16 protein-coding genes and 2 tRNA genes are annotated in these 17,527 nt (G+C 43.3%); 14 read left to right on the top strand and 4 right to left on the bottom strand.

Going from position 1 to position 17,527, the window contains the following annotated elements:
- Positions 1-57 precede the first annotated feature (57 nt).
- From WKV44_09330 to WKV44_09320, 3 genes are read right to left on the bottom strand one after another with little or no spacing between them, the layout of a single operon-like run.
- Positions 58-930, bottom strand: coding sequence for a FecR domain-containing protein (locus tag WKV44_09330; protein ID MEM5948743.1), 873 nt, complete (start codon positions 928-930; stop codon positions 58-60).
- Positions 931-939: 9 nt separating this feature from the next.
- On the bottom strand, positions 940-2,202 hold the full coding sequence (locus tag WKV44_09325; protein MEM5948742.1) for a hypothetical protein: 1,263 nt from the start codon (positions 2,200-2,202) through the stop codon (positions 940-942).
- Complete coding sequence (locus tag WKV44_09320; protein MEM5948741.1) at positions 2,195-2,647, bottom strand: hypothetical protein; 453 nt, start codon at positions 2,645-2,647, stop codon at positions 2,195-2,197. Before WKV44_09320 ends, WKV44_09325 begins: the two co-directional genes overlap by 8 nt.
- Before the next feature lie 64 nt (positions 2,648-2,711).
- On the opposite strand from WKV44_09320, the gene WKV44_09315 reads away from it, so the two are divergent.
- The 4 genes from WKV44_09315 to WKV44_09300 all read left to right on the top strand — a co-directional run bounded on the left by WKV44_09315 (position 2,712) and on the right by WKV44_09300 (position 9,676).
- A complete protein-coding gene (locus WKV44_09315; GenBank protein MEM5948740.1) occupies positions 2,712-5,426 on the top strand; it encodes an adenylate/guanylate cyclase domain-containing protein in 2,715 nt (904 codons plus the stop codon).
- A gap of 116 nt (positions 5,427-5,542) precedes the next feature.
- Complete coding sequence (locus WKV44_09310) at positions 5,543-6,493, top strand: ABC transporter substrate-binding protein (protein ID MEM5948739.1); 951 nt, start codon at positions 5,543-5,545, stop codon at positions 6,491-6,493.
- Positions 6,494-6,661: 168 nt separating this feature from the next.
- A complete protein-coding gene (gpmI, locus tag WKV44_09305; GenBank protein MEM5948738.1) occupies positions 6,662-8,314 on the top strand; it encodes a 2,3-bisphosphoglycerate-independent phosphoglycerate mutase in 1,653 nt (550 codons plus the stop codon).
- Between the two features lie 180 nt (positions 8,315-8,494).
- Positions 8,495-9,676, top strand: coding sequence for a hypothetical protein (locus WKV44_09300; GenBank protein MEM5948737.1), 1,182 nt, complete (start codon positions 8,495-8,497; stop codon positions 9,674-9,676).
- 101 nt (positions 9,677-9,777) lie between these two features.
- On the opposite strand, the gene pgl is transcribed toward WKV44_09300, so the two are convergent.
- Positions 9,778-10,557 (bottom strand): 6-phosphogluconolactonase, encoded by a 780-nt coding sequence (gene pgl / locus WKV44_09295; protein MEM5948736.1) that lies wholly within the window; start codon positions 10,555-10,557, stop codon positions 9,778-9,780.
- Between the two features lie 5 nt (positions 10,558-10,562).
- Between pgl and WKV44_09290 the strand changes: the two genes are divergently transcribed.
- From WKV44_09290 to rpoB, 10 genes are all read left to right on the top strand, one after another.
- Positions 10,563-10,635: transfer RNA gene (locus WKV44_09290), tRNA-Thr, on the top strand.
- 36 nt (positions 10,636-10,671) lie between these two features.
- Complete coding sequence (rpmG, locus tag WKV44_09285; GenBank protein ID MEM5948735.1) at positions 10,672-10,845, top strand: 50S ribosomal protein L33; 174 nt, start codon at positions 10,672-10,674, stop codon at positions 10,843-10,845.
- 9 nt (positions 10,846-10,854) lie between these two features.
- Positions 10,855-10,928 (top strand) — tRNA-Trp (locus WKV44_09280).
- 24 nt (positions 10,929-10,952) lie between these two features.
- The gene (gene secE / locus WKV44_09275; GenBank protein MEM5948734.1) at positions 10,953-11,132 is read left to right on the top strand and encodes a preprotein translocase subunit SecE; all 180 of its coding nucleotides are present in this window, start codon (positions 10,953-10,955) and stop codon (positions 11,130-11,132) included.
- A 14-nt stretch (positions 11,133-11,146) separates the two neighbouring features.
- Positions 11,147-11,701, top strand: coding sequence for a transcription termination/antitermination protein NusG (gene nusG, locus WKV44_09270; protein MEM5948733.1), 555 nt, complete (start codon positions 11,147-11,149; stop codon positions 11,699-11,701).
- A 75-nt stretch (positions 11,702-11,776) separates the two neighbouring features.
- A complete protein-coding gene (gene rplK, locus WKV44_09265) occupies positions 11,777-12,208 on the top strand; it encodes a 50S ribosomal protein L11 (protein MEM5948732.1) in 432 nt (143 codons plus the stop codon).
- Position 12,209: 1 nt separating this feature from the next.
- Positions 12,210-12,887 carry a 50S ribosomal protein L1 gene (gene rplA, locus WKV44_09260; protein ID MEM5948731.1) on the top strand — a complete coding sequence of 226 codons (678 nt, stop codon included), beginning with the start codon at positions 12,210-12,212 and terminating at the stop codon, positions 12,885-12,887.
- Between the two features lie 12 nt (positions 12,888-12,899).
- Positions 12,900-13,436, top strand: a complete 537-nt coding sequence (gene rplJ, locus WKV44_09255) for a 50S ribosomal protein L10 (protein MEM5948730.1) — start codon at positions 12,900-12,902, stop codon at positions 13,434-13,436.
- A gap of 79 nt (positions 13,437-13,515) precedes the next feature.
- Entirely contained in the window at positions 13,516-13,902 is a 387-nt protein-coding gene (rplL, locus tag WKV44_09250) for a 50S ribosomal protein L7/L12 (GenBank protein MEM5948729.1), read from the top strand.
- Positions 13,903-14,025: 123 nt separating this feature from the next.
- The gene (gene rpoB / locus WKV44_09245; protein MEM5948728.1) at positions 14,026-17,520 is read left to right on the top strand and encodes a DNA-directed RNA polymerase subunit beta; all 3,495 of its coding nucleotides are present in this window, start codon (positions 14,026-14,028) and stop codon (positions 17,518-17,520) included.
- Positions 17,521-17,527 lie beyond the last annotated feature (7 nt).

Here is a 17,527-nt window from a genome sequence, read left to right as displayed (position 1 = left end):
AAAAATAAAAAAGGCACGGATGATTTTTATCACCCGTGCCTTGCTGTGGTTACTCCTCTACTGTCCTGTAGGAAGAGAAGGTATTTGCGGCCATTCTATTTCTATTATGATATCAACAGGTATAGCAAAGTCCTGTGGCAGAGGCGGGAGAGATGGCAACTGTCCTCCTATGGGAAGGTTGACATTGCCTATAGAGCCACCGCCTCGTAGAGCTATGCCACCGGCTCCTGCAGGTCTTGTCCCGGGATTGATTCGGAGCTCGTTTATTCCCACTTGTGTTCCGGATATTATCTGACCACCATTACCCCCTGCTATTGCAGGAAGGTTGGATAAGTCAGCAGGTGGTGGAGGAGGCAGCTGATTGTCTTCTTTATCTTGTTCTTTTTCCTTTTTATCTCCGCTCTTTGCTTCTCCCACATTGGTGCGGTTTCCGCTCTTGTTTACTACATCTGCCATCCCCTGCCATGCAAGAATACGTGCAGCATTATCTCCCAGGGTTACCACATCCAGTACAGTGCCTCTTACAGAAGCCGTTGTGCTTGCTGTTCTCACGGAGAAATCCTGCTTGAGGTCATCGGTGCTGTTGACCTGTGCCCTTACACTGCCGACATCCAGGAAAAGATCTGTCTTTACAGAACCCTCTTTTTTGAGAAGTTCTTTGAGAGACAGTCTTGTAAGCTGTTTTACTACGATCACCGAGGATTTGTCTGTTGTTTCCAAAACCGCTTTGGAGTTAAATCCAGTAGAAATAGAATCTCCTTCTTTTACCGTATCACCTTCCTTTGCAGGTTTCCATGAGCCGGAAGGACCTTTTATCTCTACCTTGCCGCTAACCTGAGTTATTACGGCAGAGAGGTTCTCTGCAGACAAAATTATGCTGCCGGAAAACAGCATAAAAAGAATAAGAAAAAAACTTACTTTTTTTTCCATAAAAAACTCCTATAGAGTAATTGATAAGGATGCAGTGATAAGTGTCTGGATGCTGTTATCCTCAAACACGCCAGAAGGCATAAACATGCCTCCGCTTATGCTAAGACCTAGGTCGGACAGTAGCCTTGCTATGATACTCATATCAACCTCTGTTCCTAAGTATAACCCATTATTGCTACTTTTCAATGTTCCGGAAGAGATGGCACCCGTAGTGCTTCTAAAAATACCAACAGGCCGTAACATAAGCATTATGTTGTCAAGAGTTTTTATCTCTGAGCCGGAAAATGGCTTTATGGTTATGTATGAGCCCACATAGAAGATATTGATTAATGCAGGGGTATATACAAAGCCCGGGTATGTCTTGCTTACTGGCAGAAATGCAGTATCATAACCCGTGGTATTTCCCTCATATACTGCAACGGAGTCTTTGTCGCCAGAACTGTATACGCCCTCAAGACTTATACTGGAGCCAAGGATTTCTGGCATGAGCAATGTGATATTCCCTCCCCCCATAAAGGCTATAATTGTATTGTTTCCGTACTGTCCCATATTGCCGTATCCATATAGAGAATAAGAGAGAGTTGCTTTGGGATTGAGAGGACCAGATATACCTATACCTGCGTACTGGGTATTGACCCTTGTTCCTTCGTGCAGATTACTGTCAGCACGCAAATCTTGCTGAAAAAGTCCACTTATGACAAGGCTTTGTCTTGCTGCAAACTCATTGAGCTTTACAGCAAGTCCTTCTACGAGTCTTGGGGATGCAAATGGTCCCCATATGGGGTTGTCATTGTTGGTGACATCATAATAGTCCGAGTTGCTCATAACTATACTGCTGGAAGGAAGCTGCAAAAGCCCTGTATATGTGGCAAAAGCGCTTATGCCAAATATTCCGCTCCCCCATTCGGTATAGAGTCCATCTCCTTTGTGTGCAAAGACCTTGCCGGAAAACTCGGAGAAGCTTGTTCTGCCTGCATTTATCTTGAGGTAAGAAGAGCCAAAATCAAGGTTGCCCATTATAAGAAGCTCGTTGAGCTCCACAAAAACATCCCTGCTTGTGGTATATTTATAGCTTGCCTCCGCAGATATTCCCCATGAGTCGGAAAACATGGTGTTTCCCCACAAGGCAACTTCCTGAGAGAAATACGGGTCTGCCCATGAGCCTGAGTACGAGCCTGCATATAAACTGTCAAGAGTTATACCTATATCGCCAGCAAAGACATAGAAAACAGACAAAAATATAAGAACAATTGGGATTAGCTTTTTATTCATCTTCCTGCCCCCTTAGAATTCTGCCAAGGATAGAAATAGCTTCCTTGCCGCTCAAGTTTCGGTAAGGACCTGGGTTTTCTGCTATATAGCCTAGATAAGCAAGCTCTCTTGCCGCATATCTGGGAGAAGGAAAAAGGCTGTACATCATTCCACCCGGTATATCAAAGGTTTTTGTTATAAGAAAAGAAAACTCCCCCAGGCTTATGGGGTCTTGGGCTTTTTTATTGGACTTTACATATCCCATGTTGAGCCATCTCTCCCATGCAGAATCGGGGCTAGTATCCTCTGATATGATCCCTCCTGCGTTAAGAATAAGATAGGCAGCATATCCGCATGTTATAGCTTTTTGGTTGAGTATTTTGTCTATCACCTCGTTGGACTGAGCAACAGCAATGGAGCTTATAAAAAGTCCTGCTAACACCGTTTTTATGATTGTTTTTTTCATATTTTTAATATACTCCCCCTTTTTTGCGTTTGCAATGTATTACTCTATTTTTTATAATTGTAGAATGAAAAAAATAAATATTGCTGTAGTAATTCCAATAGTTTTGATCATAATTTTCTCTGTTTTTAATGTTTTTGAGTTTTATAGAAACGGAGATTTGTTTTTTTTCGATGTCTTTATGAGAATGTCTAAAGGACCTGAGGAAAGAAAAGATATAGTCCTTGTAGACATAGATGACCTGTCCATCGCCAAGGTAGGTATGTATCCGTGGACAAGGGATATCATTGCAGATGGTCTTATCCTGTTAAAGGAGCTAGGCGCATCTTATGCTGTATTTGATATCGAGTTTACGGAGGAAAGCGCCAGAGGAGTCAATGGTGATTATCTTAGAACAACCCTTCCCGCACTCATAGAAAAAGAATTTGACCATGGAGAAGAGGGAATAAACTCTAGAATCATTGCTCTTTTCTCTGCTATATATTCTGGCAGCATAAGTGTTAAGGATGCTTCCGAATATGTAGAGCAGCTTACTATGCTCAATGAGGAGTCAAAAAAACGTATACTTGAGGCTATAGCACATGTTGCGCGGGATAATGACAGCTATCTTGGGCAGGCTGCCCGCTTCTTTGCTAATGCTATTTTTACGGTCAATATGCTTGCCCACAAAGAAGAGGAATACTCTAAAGAACATAAAAATTGGGTTAAAGAGCATCTCTCTATACCTCTTATGGCAGAGAATAATGTCAAACCTCTTGTAGGCAAGGATATAAGGCCAGCGATAGCTCCCATTGCGAGAAATGCCATGATGCTTGGTTTTACCAATATGCATGTTGACCCAGACGGAGTGAGAAGGAGGGTAAAACCTTTTGGCTATTATGATGGTGCATATTATATTCAGCTGGGCTTTGCTCCTGTATATGATATGCTGGGGAGACCAGAGATAGATTACAGTAAGAGCTCTATACTCTTAAAGCATGCAAATATTCCTGGTGTAGGAGTAAAAGATATAAAGATTCCTCTTGATCCGGACGGCTTTATAGTTGTTAACTGGCCTCGCAAGGATTTTGACAACTCTTTTACACATCTTTCTTATTATAATCTCGTGCTTCATAAAGATTTGGAAAAACGTCTCGCAGAAAATCTTGCAATAATGGATGAAGCTGGATATCTCAAGTATTATCAGGGTGATACGCCTCTCCTCGATCTGTATAATTATGCGGAATCCGTAAAAGAGGATGTATTTTCTGGTGGTGATGTTTCTGATGTTGAGACATATAGACAGGTAAGAGACTATTTTTTTGACGAAGTATACAAGTTCTTATCCGGACCAACCAGAGAAACCCTTGAGAAAAAAATAGATGAGATTCTTGCACGTGATGATATATCTGAGGAACAAAAATCCCAATACAGAGAAATAAAACAGTCTGTTACTGATACCTTTAAGAAGACAGAGAAGATAGCGGAAGATATCGTTGCACTCAGAAAAAAGATAAAAGACATTGTAGAAGGAGCCATATGTTATCAGGGCTGGACAGGAACCGCTACTACCGATAGAGGCATCAACCCCCTGGATAAGACCTATGACAACGTAGGAACTCATGCCTCTGTTGCCAACACAATATTGCAGGAGGCCTTTATTGATATACTTCCCCTGTGGTTGTCTATCCTTTTGACGGTTATCCTTGTCTTTGCATATTACTATATCAAGCAGAGCCTTGAACCTCTTGCTTCTCTTGTAGCAGGTCTTTTGTTTATACTGATAACACTTGCTGCGGCATTGCTCCTTTTTAATCTTACAGGTTTGTATTTTCCTGTCTTTACCCCCGTTGTAACGCTGATATTCTCTTTTATCTCTCTTACGGCATACAACTTTATAACTACAGCTCAGGAACGTTCTTTTATAAAGGATACATTTGGCCAGTATTTGTCCGATGATGTAATAAATGTTCTTTTGGATAACCCAGAGATGAGAAACCTTGGTGGACAGAAACGCTATATGACCGCTGTTTTTACGGATGTTAAGGGATTTTCTACAATCTCGGAGAAGATGGACCCCACAGACCTTGTTACCCTGCTCAACAAGTATCTGACCTGCATGAGTGATATCATAATAGAGCTTGGCGGCACCATAGACAAGTACGAAGGAGACGCCATAATCTCTTTCTTTGGTGCACCCATCTATCTGGAAGATCATGCTAGCAGGGCTTGTCTGTCTGCCATAAGGATGAAGCGGGCAGAAGACGGGCTCAACAAGGCCATAATGGCAGAAGGTCTCAGCCCGTCACCTCTTCTTACCAGGATAGGTGTTAACACTGGAGATATGGTTGTAGGCAACATGGGCACGGAGAAAAAGAAAAACTACACCATCATGGGCAATGCCGTAAATTTGGCAGCCCGTCTTGAGGGTGTCAATAAACGTTATGGAAGCTGGATACTCATAAGCCAGGACACATACGAGAACGGTGGCAGGAATTTTGCCGCGCGTATGCTTGACCGCGTGCGGGTTGTAGGCATAAATACACCCGTAAGGCTGTACCAATTAATAGAAGAAAAAGACAGAATCACCCCTGATCAGGAGCGGCTTATAAAGCTGTCGGAAGAAGGGCTTATGCTTCTGGAGGACAGAAAGTACAAAGAGGCAGAAAAAGTATTTATGGAAGCTCTCAAGATAGCACCCGACGACCCGCCGGTTAACTTCTTTATTGATAGAGCGCGCAATTATCAGAAAAATCCGCCTCCATCCGATTGGGACGGTGTATACAAGCTTACAGAAAAATAAAAAGATACCGAACGCAGCGGATGCGGGCGCATCCGCTGCTGCCTTTGGCGATAAACGACAGGCTAATATCAGCCTAAGATTTTTAAGTAATAAATAGTTAAAAGGACGGAATATAAATGAAACGTGTAGCTTTTATCGTGTTTTTTTTGCTTTTTGCATGTTTTTTTGTTTTTTCTACAGGAGATAAGGAGATTAAGTATCCTGAGTCTGTAAAACTTATGGTTCTCAAAGGCCCCGGTGCTCTTGGACTTCTTCCCCTGATTGACAAAAAAAAGCTTGCAGATGTCCCCCTTGATATCATATATGAGGACAGCCCTGTTGCAGGTTATGAGCGATTGTCTCAAGATGCTGTGGATATAGCTGTAATGCCTGTTAACCTTGCCGCAAAGCTGTACAATGAGAATGACGGCTATAAAATGTTTTCTGTATATATATGGGGAATATTGTATCTTGTAGGGCCAGAGCCTCTTACCCAAGCCAATTTTGCGGGAAAGCGTATCTTTCTGCCTTCCAAGGGTGCCAATCCGGATATTATGTTTCTTAGACTGATTGATAGCTGGGGGCTTCTTGATAAGGTTGAGATAAATTATGCAGAAAGTCCTCTTGCACTTGCAGAGGCTGTAGAGAGGAAAGATGCAGACTATGCTCTTCTTCCAGAGCCTTTTGTCAGCAGGGTGCTTTCTTCCCGTTCTGACCTTGTTGTTGCTATGGATATCCAGGATATGTGGCACAGAGAATACGGTGTACCTTTTCCTCAGACTTGTCTGCTTGTAAAGAATGAGTTTCTTTATACTTTTCCCGGTTTTTTTGAGCTTATTTCCTCTTCTCTTGCTGAGTCTGTTCTTGAGCTTTTGAGCACGAGGGATTTTTATGTATACGAGGAGACTCTTGCTGTGATTGGTCTTTCTCCCAAGCTAGCTTCTTTTGCTCTTCCCAGATGTCGTTTCTCCTATGTGGATTCCGTAAGTGTACGCTCTTCTGTGGAGGCTTATCTGTCTGTTTTGCTGGATTATAATCCCGAGCTTGTAGGTGGTAAGCTCCCTGATGACGGTTTTTATATAAGATAGTTTTTTTTGTGTTCTTTTGCCGCAGGCAGGCAGAACCGGCTATGCCGGTTCTGCCGTTCGGTATTATTTTATTTTTTTATTGATTGGGGCATAGACAGGGCTTTTTTTTTATGCAATTTTACTATTGTTTATTATATTAGTAAAAATGAGTTTTTTAAGGAGACTGTAATGGTGGATGCTCTTAAGAAGAATCCTTCTTTTAAGCCTCGTAAGGGGCCTGTCTTTTTGCTGATACTGGATGGTGTCGGTTTTGGTAAATATGAGGATGGCGATGCGTTTAGGCAGGCGCGTACTCCCAACTTTGACTGGTTGTGGAATAATTGTCCGCATACTACTCTCAAGGCTCATGGTACTGCCGTGGGGCTCCCATCCGATGCGGATATGGGAAACAGTGAGGTCGGCCATAATGCCATAGGCTGCGGCAGGGTCTTTGCTCAGGGTGCCAAGCTAGTGGAGGAGGCTATACGCTCCGGTGCTATGTTTGAGGGTGCTACGTGGAAAAAGCTTGTAAAGAATGCAGTGGATAATAACGGGACTTTGCACTTTATAGGGCTTTTTTCTGACGGCAATGTGCACAGCCATATTGACCATCTAAAGGCTATGCTGGAGCAAGCCAAGAAGGAAGGGGTAAAGCGTGCACGTGTGCATACTCTGCTTGATGGTCGTGATGTAGGAGAGACAAGCGCTCTTGAGTATATAGACCCTTTTGAGGATTTTCTTGCTTCTCTCAATGCGGATGGTGTGGATTATAGGATTGCTTCCGGTGGCGGAAGGATGTTTATCACTATGGACCGCTACGGTGCCAACTGGGATATGGTTAAGCGAGGATGGGAAACTCATGTGCTAGGTGAGGGTAGACAGTTTTTGTCTGCACATGAGGCTATCGAGACTCTCAGAAAGGAAACCGGCGCCATTGACCAAGATTTGCCTTCTTTTGTCATAGCTGAGAATGGCAAACCTGTGGGTACCATAGAGGATGGCGACTCTGTTATATTCTTTAACTTTCGTGGAGACAGAGCACTGGAGATGACAGCTGCTTTTGAAGAGGATGATTTTCCTTATTTTGAACGTAAGAGACGTCCCAAGGTGGAGTATGCGGGCATGATGGAGTATGACGGGGATAAGCATGTACCCAGGCAGTATCTTGTCTCCCCTCCTTCTATAGACAGGACAGTTGGCGAGTTCCTTGCTGCAAGCGGTATTACTCAGCTTGCAATATCGGAGACGCAGAAGTTTGGTCATGTTACTTACTTTTATAACGGTAACAGGACAGGCAAGTTTAACGAAGAGCTTGAGGACTACATAGAGATACCTTCTGATGTTGTGCCTTTTGAGTGGCGTCCATGGATGAAGTGTGCGGAGATTACGGATGTAATTCTGGATGCCTTTGCAAAAAACAAGTACCGCTATATCCGGGCCAACTTTGCTAACGGAGACATGGTGGGACACACAGGAGTTTTTGAGGCAGTAATCTGCGCGATGGAGGCCATAGATATCCAGCTTGGTAGAATAATCAAGGCTGTAAAAGAAGCGGGCGGCATACTTATAGTAACCGCAGATCACGGAAACTCAGACGATATGTACGAGCACGATAAGTCTGGGAAACTCAAAACCAACGAGCAAGGCAAGCCCAAGGCAAAAACCTCTCATTCTCTCAACCCCGTACCCTGTATCATTTATGACCCTGATTATCAGGGCGACTACGACACCACTCTGAGAGAGGGACTGGGCATAAGCTCCCTGGGTGCGACTGTGATGGAGCTCCTTGGTTTTATCCCGCCTGAGGATTATGACCCCTCTGTAGTAGAAGTAAAAAAATAAGATTTTAAAAATGCTTTTATACCGAACGTGGATTGCGCAGCCCGCAATCCACGTTTTTTATGATAAGACAGTATGGACTGAGGATGCGTAAAAAAACAAAAAAAATCTGCGTAATATTGGAGATTTTTTGCATACTACACTATACTGCTAGTAGAAAAAAGATTTTTATCGGAGGATAACATGAAGAGAAACTTAGTGATTTTTATGCTATTGATAGGTGCTTTGCTTGCCTACTCTGCGGATGTTACTATTACAGCGCCAAGTATATCAGCCAATACCGTTGATGCAACATTTAATAATAATGTCAATTCTACAATAAACCCGATGATTGATGCGCTTGCTACTAATATGCAGAAGGAGCTCAAGACTCAGTTTGAAAATTTTGAGACTCCTCTTTTTGCTGCAGGTGTTGCCAATGCGGGTGTTTTTTCTTCTTCTGTGGCGCAGATTCTTGCTGTGCAAGATTTTAAGCTTTTGCAGGTGGGTGCTGGCTTTACTGTTGCTATGCAGGCGCCTTCTTCTAATCCTGCGGATGTGGATGCAATAGCTGCGGCTCTGCAGTCCGGCGGTGATGTGCTTGCGGGCATAGGCGCTCAGGCAGGCGCTCAGGCATCGCTTAATCTTGGCTTTCTTGTGCCCAATCTTGCTGTTGGCATAAGAGCAGGAGCTCTTGATTTTAGCAAGATTGCAACTTCTATGGGAGATTCTTTGCCAGAGGGGTTTAGCGGCAAGACTGCTGTTTTTGGAGTTATTGCCAATTACAGGCTTATAAAGCCTTTTAATGCTTTTGTTTTCCAGTGGAATGGAGTTAATGTAGGGTCGGGTCTTATATATCAGAGCTTAGATGTTAGCTATTCTCCTTCTTTGGCTCCTATTACACAAAGCAATAGCATTAGTAGCGACTTAGACAGTGATTCAACTCCTGACAGCGGAACTATTACTTTGACTGCTACTCCGTCCTTGTCGCTTCGCATATCAAGCAGCACTCTTATGATACCTCTTGAGGTGAGCACTGGGGTGAGGTTGCTTATATTTAATGTCTCTGCAGGTATGGGTGCAGATCTTGCCATGGGAGGTGGCAAGATTAATATCGATGCAGAGTCTGGTCTTGCTCTATCGGGAAGCATTTATTCTTCTGCGGCAGATTCTTCTTACCAGATACCATCTACAGAGCTCAGCGTTAATGACGGTAGTGTGTCAATAAAGGCTGGTACTACTGCAAAGCCTACTTTCTTTAACTTTAAAGTTTTTGCTTCTCCTGCCATTGTGCTTCCTTTTGTTGCCCTTGAGGTGCCTCTCACCTATTATATCAATGATGGTAGCGGCTTTTCTGCAGGTATTACTCTAAGTCTTAGTTTGTGATATGCGTTTGCGTATTTTTGCCGTCTGCTTTTGCAGGCGGCTTTTTTTTGCCGGAGGCAGCGGGGATGCGTTAGCGTCCCCGCGTTCGGTATTATGTGTTTTTATTGTAGTATGTCGGTCTGGTCCGTTGCTATTGCGGGGTTGTCTGTCTGCAGGCAGAGTTTTGCAGGACAGTCTCTTACGGTTGTATCAGGGCTGAGAAATCTGCGCAGGGCTTCTCTTTTTGCTTCTCCTAGGAAGAGTACTAGGCAGTATGTAGAGCTTTCTAGCAGTGTTTTGCTTGCACTTATTCTTATGGGTGGCGGCTTTGGAGCGTCTGTTACGCTTATGTAGTAGGGGGAGTCGTCCATTATGGAGGGGTGGTGGGGAAAGAGTGAAGCAATGTGGCCGTCTTCTCCTGCGCCCAGTATGCTAATATCCGGTTTGTCGCAGATTGCGCAAAAGTCTTTTATGTAGTTTTCCAGGGCTGTATGAGGGGTATCCTGGATGTGTGTGTACGGGTGTATGTTTCCTTGTGCTATCTTGCCTTCTTCTATCAGAGAAAGAAAGAAGTGTTCTCTTAGTGCTTTGTAGTTGGAGTCTGGGTGGTCTTGGGGTACGCATCGCTCGTCTGCAAGGAAGAAGTGCAGTTTTTTCCAGGGAAGGGCTGTTTTTTTGAGTTCTTTTAATACCGGGATAATGCTTCTCCCTCCCGGAAGCAGTATTGTTATCTTGTCTTTTTCTTGTAAGTTGTTTATCTTATCTGTTATCCAGCTTGCTATGGGGCTTGTGTTCTTTGTAATTGTTATTGTCTCCATGTCCTTATTATATGCTATAATTGTGCTGAGATAAAGTAATAAGGCATTGACAAAGCGTGTTTCTTCTGATATGGTGTGCTCCACGTTATGCCTCTGTAGCTCAGTCGGTAGAGCACATCCATGGTAAGGATGGGGTCACCGGTTCAAGTCCGGTCGGAGGCTCTTATTGCTGCGGTTTGCGCAGAAAGGAGTTGGATAATGGCTAAGAAGGGTAAGGTTGTAGAGATTATCGCTCTTGCTTGTTCTGAGTGCAAGAGGAGAAACTACACGACTAAGAAAAACAGACGTAATATGCAGGGCAAGTTAGAGCTTAAAAAGTATTGTCCTCATGATAGAAAGCATACTCTCCATGTGGAGACTAAGGTAAAATAAGTAATATATAGGCCAGTAGCTCTAATTGGTAGAGCGCCGGTCTCCAAAACCGGATGTTGGGGGTTCGAGTCCCTCCTGGCCTGTATGTTTTTTAAGGAGTGCCTGTAATGCGCAAAATTGCACAGTTTTTTAGAGATGTCTGGTCTGAGTTGAAAAAGGTGACATGGCCTGACCGTGAGGATGTTGTGGCTTCTACTAAGGTCGTTATAGTTTCTGTCGCTTTTTTTGCTCTTGTTCTTGGTGTACTGGATTTGCTTTTGGTTTGGATAATAGATAAACTTTTGTAAAACAAGGTGGGATGATGGCAAGGGCATGGTACGTGCTCCATTCTTATACGGGGTTTGAGAACAGGGTAGAAAAGGCTATAAGATCTCTTATGGAGGAGCCGGAGTTTTCTGAGCGTATTTTGGATGTCAAGGTTCCAGAAGAAGAGTGCGAAGAGGAAAAAAACGGCAAGCGCAGAAAGGTTAAGCGTAAGTTTTTACCTGGGTATGTTCTGGTTGAGATGGATTTGCCTGATACAGGATGGCGTGCTGTTATCGCGGCTATAAGACGGATTAACGGAGTCACTGGGTTTGTAGGTTCTGGTGGTCAGAGTAAACCTCATCCTATTTCTCAGGATGAGGCAAAGCAGATTTTACAGAAGTCCGGAGAGCTTAAGGGGGATAGGGCGCTCAGGTTTGGCGAGACTTTCTCTCCTCGCGACAATGTGCGTGTAAAAGATGGTCCTTTTGTCGGTTTTGAGGGCGTTGTAGAGGAGGTTAATGAGGAGCGTAAGAAGGTGCGTGTCCTTGTTGGTATATTTGGTCGTTCTACGCCTGTTGATCTTGATTTTTCTCAGGTCGAGAAGATTTGATTTGTGATTTAAAAGGCGTTGCCTTTTTTTATATCTGGGAGCCTTTTACGGCGTGATTACCAGTAGGAGTTTTTTATGGCAAAAAAAGAAGTAACCGGAATTATTAAGTTGCAGATTCCGGCTCAGCAGGCCACTCCGGCACCTCCTGTGGGTCCGGCTCTTGGTCCGCACGGTGTTAGTGCGCCTCAGTTTGTGCAGCAGTTTAACGATGCTACCAAGAATATTGAGGCTGGTCTTATTGTTCCTGTTGTTATAAGTGTTTATAAGGATAGGACTTTTTCTTTTGAGATTAAGACTCCGCCTGCTGCGGTTCTTATCAAAAAGGTTCTTGGTCTCAAGAGTGGTTCTGCAGAGCCTCATAAGGTCAAGGTTGGAAAACTTACAAAGGAGCAGCTTAAGGCTATTGCGGAGCAGAAGATGCCCGATCTTAATGCCAACGATGTAGAAGCTGCCATGAAGATTATAGCAGGAACTGCCCGCAGCATGGGTGTAGAGGTGGAGGGCTGATATGAAGAGAGGAAAAAAATATCTTGATGCTGTTAAGAAGTATGCCCCTCAGGAAGCTTATCCCATAGAGAAGGCTGCGGAGATAGTAAAGGAAATTGCTTTTGCTAATTTTGACGAGACGGTGGAGCTCTCTGTAAAGCTCAACTTAAAGAAGAGTCAGACTGTAAGAGGTACTGTTACTCTTCCTCATAGGTTTGGTGCAGAGAAGAGAATTCTGGTTTTTGCCCGTGGAGATAAGGCAGAAGAAGCTAAGGCTGCTGGTGCCACATATGTAGGTGATGCGGATCTTATCCAGAAGATTCAGGGTGGATGGCTTGATTTTGATGTTGCTGTTGCTACTCCAGATATGATGAAGGATGTAGGTAAGCTGGGTGCTATCCTTGGAAGACGTGGACTTATGCCCAATCCTAAGGTTGGTACAGTGACTATGGATATTAAGGCTACTGTGGAGAATCTTAAGCAAGGTCAGGTTGAGTTTAGAGCAGATAAGACAGGAGTTGTTCATCTTGCTGTAGGAAAGGTGTCCATGGAGCCTGCTCAGGTTGTAGAAAATGCCAATATTGCCCTTGCAGAAATCAAGCATAAAAAGCCTGCAGATGCCAAGGGGCATTTTGTTTTATCCGTTGCGCTCTCTTCAACAATGGGACCGGGCGTAAAAGTAAAATGGGAAGACAGATAAGGAGTGTGCGATATGAGTGATTATTCCACACGTGTTACAGAAGAAAAACAGTCCAGAGTAGAAGAGCTTAGAGAGCTTTTTAAAGATGGCAAGGGTTATATTTTTACTGACTACAGAGGACTTACTGTAGAGCAGATCACCAAGATAAGAAATGAGCTAAGAGAGAAAAATGCTGTTCTCAAGGTCATTAAAAACAGATATGCAAAGATAGCTTTTTCTGAGCTTGAGATTTCTGACCTTGATGAGATTTTAAAAGGCCCAACTGCTGTTGCGATTGCTCATGATGATGCAGCTCCTGTTGCAAAGGTGCTTTATGATTATGTCAAGGAAACACCTGTCAAGGTAAAAGCTGGAATCATCGAGGGTAAGCTTTTTGGACCAGAAGAGGTGGAGGCATTCTCCAAGCTTCCGTCCAGGTTGGAGCTTATTGCTATGCTTATGAGTGCGATGAATGCTCCGGCACAGAACTTTGTATATGCTTTAAATGGTGTCACAACAAAGCTTGTAAGGACTTTGCAGGCTGTGGCTGATAAAAAATCAGAGGGTTGATATAGCTATTAATATCAGCGTTAGTCTTCTTGATTGATGCCATGCTATCGCTGATAAAAAATATAGAGGAGAAGTTAATATGGCAAAACTTACACCAGAAGAGATTCTTGATGCAATCTCAGAGATGACTGTCCTTGAGGTTTCCGAGCTTGTTAAGGCTATGGAAGAGAAGTTTGGCGTTACTGCCGCCGCTCCTGTTGCCGTAGCTGCTGCTCCAGCAGCCGGTGCTGCAGCTGGTGCTGCTGAGGAGAAGAGCGAGTTTGATGTGATTCTCAAGGGAGTTGCTGACGGAAAGAAAATCCCTGTAATCAAGGTTGTCAGGGAAGTTATGGGTCTTGGTCTTAAAGAGGCCAAGGATTTTGTTGAGGCTCCCGGTAAGGCGGTGAAAGAAGGCGTGTCTAAGGACGAAGCTGAGGAGCTCAAGAAAAAACTAGAAGAAGCAGGTGCAGTTGTCGAGGTTAAATAAAACGACAAAAAAATCTGTATTTTTCAAATCTCTGTACGCCACCAGACAGGGGTCTGGTGGTGTATTTTTGCATTTTTTCTGTGTTATATTTTTTAATCTTCAGACTCTGTAGGGGGAAGATTCATGTTTACAAGGCAAAATGATGTCAAGCGCATAAGCCTTTCTACGGGTAGACCGGATGTTATGGAGCTGCCCAATCTATTGGAAATTCAGTTTGCTTCTTATGAGAGGTTTCTTCAGTCCGAGCGTATGAAAAAGGGTGAGCCGCTGGAGATGCAGGGGCTGGAAGAAGCTTTTAGGACTACTTTTCCAATAGAAAGCCCCAACGGGGATATGCGTTTGGAGTATGATTATTATATTCTTGATTTTGATTCTATAAAGTATACGGAAGAAGAGTGTAAGAGAAAGGGCTTGACATATGCAGTTCCTTTAAAGGCTCAGATAAATCTTATTTTTCTTGAGACAGGAGAAATAAGGCAGAAGATGATTTATATGGGCGATATTCCTCTTATGACGGATAGAGGAACTTTTATTATCAATGGTGCAGAGCGCGTAGTTGTTAGCCAGATTCATCGTTCCCCCGGTGTTGTTTTTTCTTATGATAAGGGTGTATATGGTTCTAGAATAATCCCCTACAGAGGTTCTTGGCTTGAGTTTGAGATTGATGCCAAGAAGGATCTTGTATATGCTAAAATTGATAGAAAGAAAAAGATTTTGGGAACTCTCTTTCTCAGAGCTTTGGGATATGATACGCGAGAAAAAATCATAGAGTGTTTTTATAGTGTCAAAGAGTTTCCGTTGACTGCTGATACTAGAGATGAGCTGCTTGGAAAAGTCCTTGCAAAGGATGTCTTTGTAGAGGAGGAAGGGGAGAGCAAGAAGCTCTTAAAAGCTGGTTCCAAGATTCACCCCCATGAGGTAGACGAGCTTCTTCACTTGGGTGTTTCTAGTGTATCTATCATAGATGAATCGGATGAGAATTCTCTTCATTCTGATATAATTCTCAATTGTTTTGATAGGGAAGAAGCAAAGTACACAAGAGAAGAAGCCGGTGTGGATGAACCTACCAAAGAGGATGCATTAATAGCTGTTTACTCTGCTATAATGCCAGGTGATCCAATAACAATGGAAAGTGCAGAGAAAGACTTGCATGCTATGTTTTTTTCTGAGAGAAGATACGATCTTGGAGATGTTGGTAGGTATAAGCTAAATAAAAAGTTTGACTACAACCCACCTGTAGATTCTACGGTGTTGATCCCGGAAGATATTGTTAATACAATGCGGCACCTTATCAAGGTTTATACAGGTGAAGCTGCGATAGATGATATAGATCATCTGGGAAACAGGAGAATTCGTTCCGTAGGAGAGCTGCTTTCCGGTGATATTAAGACAGCTTTTTCTAGGATGGAGAGAATAGCAAGGGAAAGAATGTCTTTAAAAGAGAATGATACTATCAAGCCTCAGGACCTTCTTTCTATTAAGCCTATAACAGCAGCAATAAAAGAGTTTTTTGGTTCAAGTCAACTTTCTCAGTTTATGGACCAGGTAAATCCGTTGTCAGAGCTTACTCATAAGAGGCGACTTAGTGCGCTTGGTCCTGGAGGTCTGTCTAGAGAGAGAGCTGGTTTTGAGGTAAGAGATGTTCATTATACTCACTATGGTAGGATGTGTCCCATAGAAACTCCGGAAGGACCCAATATTGGACTTATTATGTCTCTTGCTCTGTTTGCAAAAGTTAATGATTATGGTTTTCTAGAGGCTCCCTATCGCAAGGTAGAAAACGGGCGCGTTACGGATAAGATAGAATATCTGTCTGCTATGGATGAGGAAAAATACTATATAGCGCAGGCTAATGCTCCCATAGACGAAAACGGTAACTTTACCACTGATCAGATTTCTGTAAGGAGAAGTGGAGATTATACAACTCGCTCTCCCGAGGAAATCCATTATATGGATGTTTCGCCTCGTCAGGTTGTCTCTGCTTCTGCATCTCTTATTCCTTTCCTAGAACATGATGATGCTAACCGTGCGCTGATGGGTTCCAACATGCAGAGGCAGGCTGTTCCTCTTATGTTTCCAGAACCTCCTAGGGTTGGTACTGGAATGGAGTTTAGAGCTGCATATGATTCTGGTGTTGTTGTCAAGGCAAAAAGAGCTGGTGTTGTAGAATATGTTTCTTCTACCAAGGTTGTTGTTAAGCCTGATGATGCTGCAGATGATAGTGACAGAGATATTTATTTTATGAACAAGTATCAGCGGACTAACCAGGATACTTGTTTTAATCACAGACCTATGGTCAAAAAAGGCCAGAAGCTTAATAAGGGTGATGTTATAGCTGACGGACCTTCTACTTTTAAAGGCGAACTTGCATTGGGTAGAAATGTTCTTGTGGCTTTTGTCCCATGGTATGGTTACAATTATGAGGACGCTATCGTTATTTCGGAGCGTTTGTTGAAGTACGATGTGTTTACCTCTATTCATATAAAAGAATTTTCTATAGAGGTCAGAGAGACTAAGCTGGGGCCTGAACGTATAACAAGAGATATTCCTAATGTTAGTGAGAAGCATCTTGAGCATCTTGACCAGGAGGGTGTTGTCAGAATTGGTGCTAAGGTTGGTTCTGGTGCTATACTTGTGGGGAAAATTACTCCCAAGTCTGATACTGATCTCACTCCGGAATTTAAGCTGCTAAACTCTATTTTTGGAGAAAAGGCAAAAGAAGTAAGAGATTCTTCTCTTAGGCTGCCTCATGGTGTAGAAGGTATTGTGATAGATGTTCAGAGGTTGAGAAGGTCAGAGGGAGATGAGCTTAGTCCCGGTGTGGAAGAGGTTGTAAAGGTTTTGATAGCTTCCAAAAGGAAGTTGCAGGAAGGAGATAAGATGGCCGGAAGACATGGTAACAAGGGTGTTATCTCAAGAGTTCTTCCTGAAGAAGACATGCCCTTTCTTGCCGATGGAACTCCTGTTGACATCTGCCTCAATCCTCTTGGTGTGCCATCTCGTATGAATTTAGGACAGATTTTGGAGACTGAACTTGGATGGGCTGCTGTTGCACTTGATGAGTGGTATGCAACGCCTGTATTTGAGTCTGCCAGTCCGGAGATGATTGAGAAAAAGCTCAAAGAAGCCGGCCTACCAGAGACTTCAAAGACTATCTTATATGATGGCAAAACTGGTGAGCCATTTCATAACCCTGTTATGGTCGGACAGATGTATATGCTAAAGCTCAACCACCTCGTTGCTGATAAGATGCATGCAAGGTCTACAGGGCCTTATTCTCTTGTTACTCAACAGCCTCTTGGTGGTAAGGCTCAGTTTGGTGGACAAAGACTTGGAGAAATGGAGGTGTGGGCTTTGGAGGCTTATGGAGCTGCTAATACCCTCCAGGAGCTGCTTACTGTAAAGTCTGATGATATGAACGGAAGAACAAAGATATACGAAAGTATTGTAAAAGGTGAGCCTTCTACTTCGCCTGGTATACCAGAATCTTTTAATGTTCTGGTTCAAGAATTGAGGGGATTAGGCTTGGATCTTACTGTTATGGATTCCAGAGGTAAGCCTGTTCCTCTCACAGAAAGAGACGAGGAATTGACAAGTAAGTCAGAAGGGAACTTTTAGGAGGCAT

This window comes from Spirochaetia bacterium 38H-sp, from assembly GCA_039023545.1.
Classification (GTDB): Bacteria; Spirochaetota; Spirochaetia; order Winmispirales; family Winmispiraceae; genus Rarispira; species Rarispira pelagica.
Note: the sequence above shows the minus strand (reverse complement) of the source record. Positions and strands in the feature narration are given on the sequence as shown.

What these genes read in the sequence shown, in the direction of transcription:
- WKV44_09330 (MEM5948743.1), bottom strand. Translation starts at nt 930, where the DNA reads ATGGAAAAAAAAGTAAGTTTTTTTCTTATTCTTTTTATGCTGTTTTCC.
- WKV44_09325 (MEM5948742.1), bottom strand. Translation starts at nt 2,202, where the DNA reads ATGAATAAAAAGCTAATCCCAATTGTTCTTATATTTTTGTCTGTTTTC.
- WKV44_09320 (MEM5948741.1), bottom strand. Translation starts at nt 2,647, where the DNA reads ATGAAAAAAACAATCATAAAAACGGTGTTAGCAGGACTTTTTATAAGC.
- WKV44_09315 (MEM5948740.1), top strand. Translation starts at nt 2,712, where the DNA reads ATGAAAAAAATAAATATTGCTGTAGTAATTCCAATAGTTTTGATCATA.
- WKV44_09310 (MEM5948739.1), top strand. Translation starts at nt 5,543, where the DNA reads ATGAAACGTGTAGCTTTTATCGTGTTTTTTTTGCTTTTTGCATGTTTT.
- gpmI (MEM5948738.1), top strand. Translation starts at nt 6,662, where the DNA reads ATGGTGGATGCTCTTAAGAAGAATCCTTCTTTTAAGCCTCGTAAGGGG.
- WKV44_09300 (MEM5948737.1), top strand. Translation starts at nt 8,495, where the DNA reads ATGAAGAGAAACTTAGTGATTTTTATGCTATTGATAGGTGCTTTGCTT.
- rpmG (MEM5948735.1), top strand. Translation starts at nt 10,672, where the DNA reads ATGGCTAAGAAGGGTAAGGTTGTAGAGATTATCGCTCTTGCTTGTTCT.
- secE (MEM5948734.1), top strand. Translation starts at nt 10,953, where the DNA reads ATGCGCAAAATTGCACAGTTTTTTAGAGATGTCTGGTCTGAGTTGAAA.
- nusG (MEM5948733.1), top strand. Translation starts at nt 11,147, where the DNA reads ATGGCAAGGGCATGGTACGTGCTCCATTCTTATACGGGGTTTGAGAAC.
- rplK (MEM5948732.1), top strand. Translation starts at nt 11,777, where the DNA reads ATGGCAAAAAAAGAAGTAACCGGAATTATTAAGTTGCAGATTCCGGCT.
- rplA (MEM5948731.1), top strand. Translation starts at nt 12,210, where the DNA reads ATGAAGAGAGGAAAAAAATATCTTGATGCTGTTAAGAAGTATGCCCCT.
- rplJ (MEM5948730.1), top strand. Translation starts at nt 12,900, where the DNA reads ATGAGTGATTATTCCACACGTGTTACAGAAGAAAAACAGTCCAGAGTA.
- rplL (MEM5948729.1), top strand. Translation starts at nt 13,516, where the DNA reads ATGGCAAAACTTACACCAGAAGAGATTCTTGATGCAATCTCAGAGATG.
- rpoB (MEM5948728.1), top strand. Translation starts at nt 14,026, where the DNA reads ATGTTTACAAGGCAAAATGATGTCAAGCGCATAAGCCTTTCTACGGGT.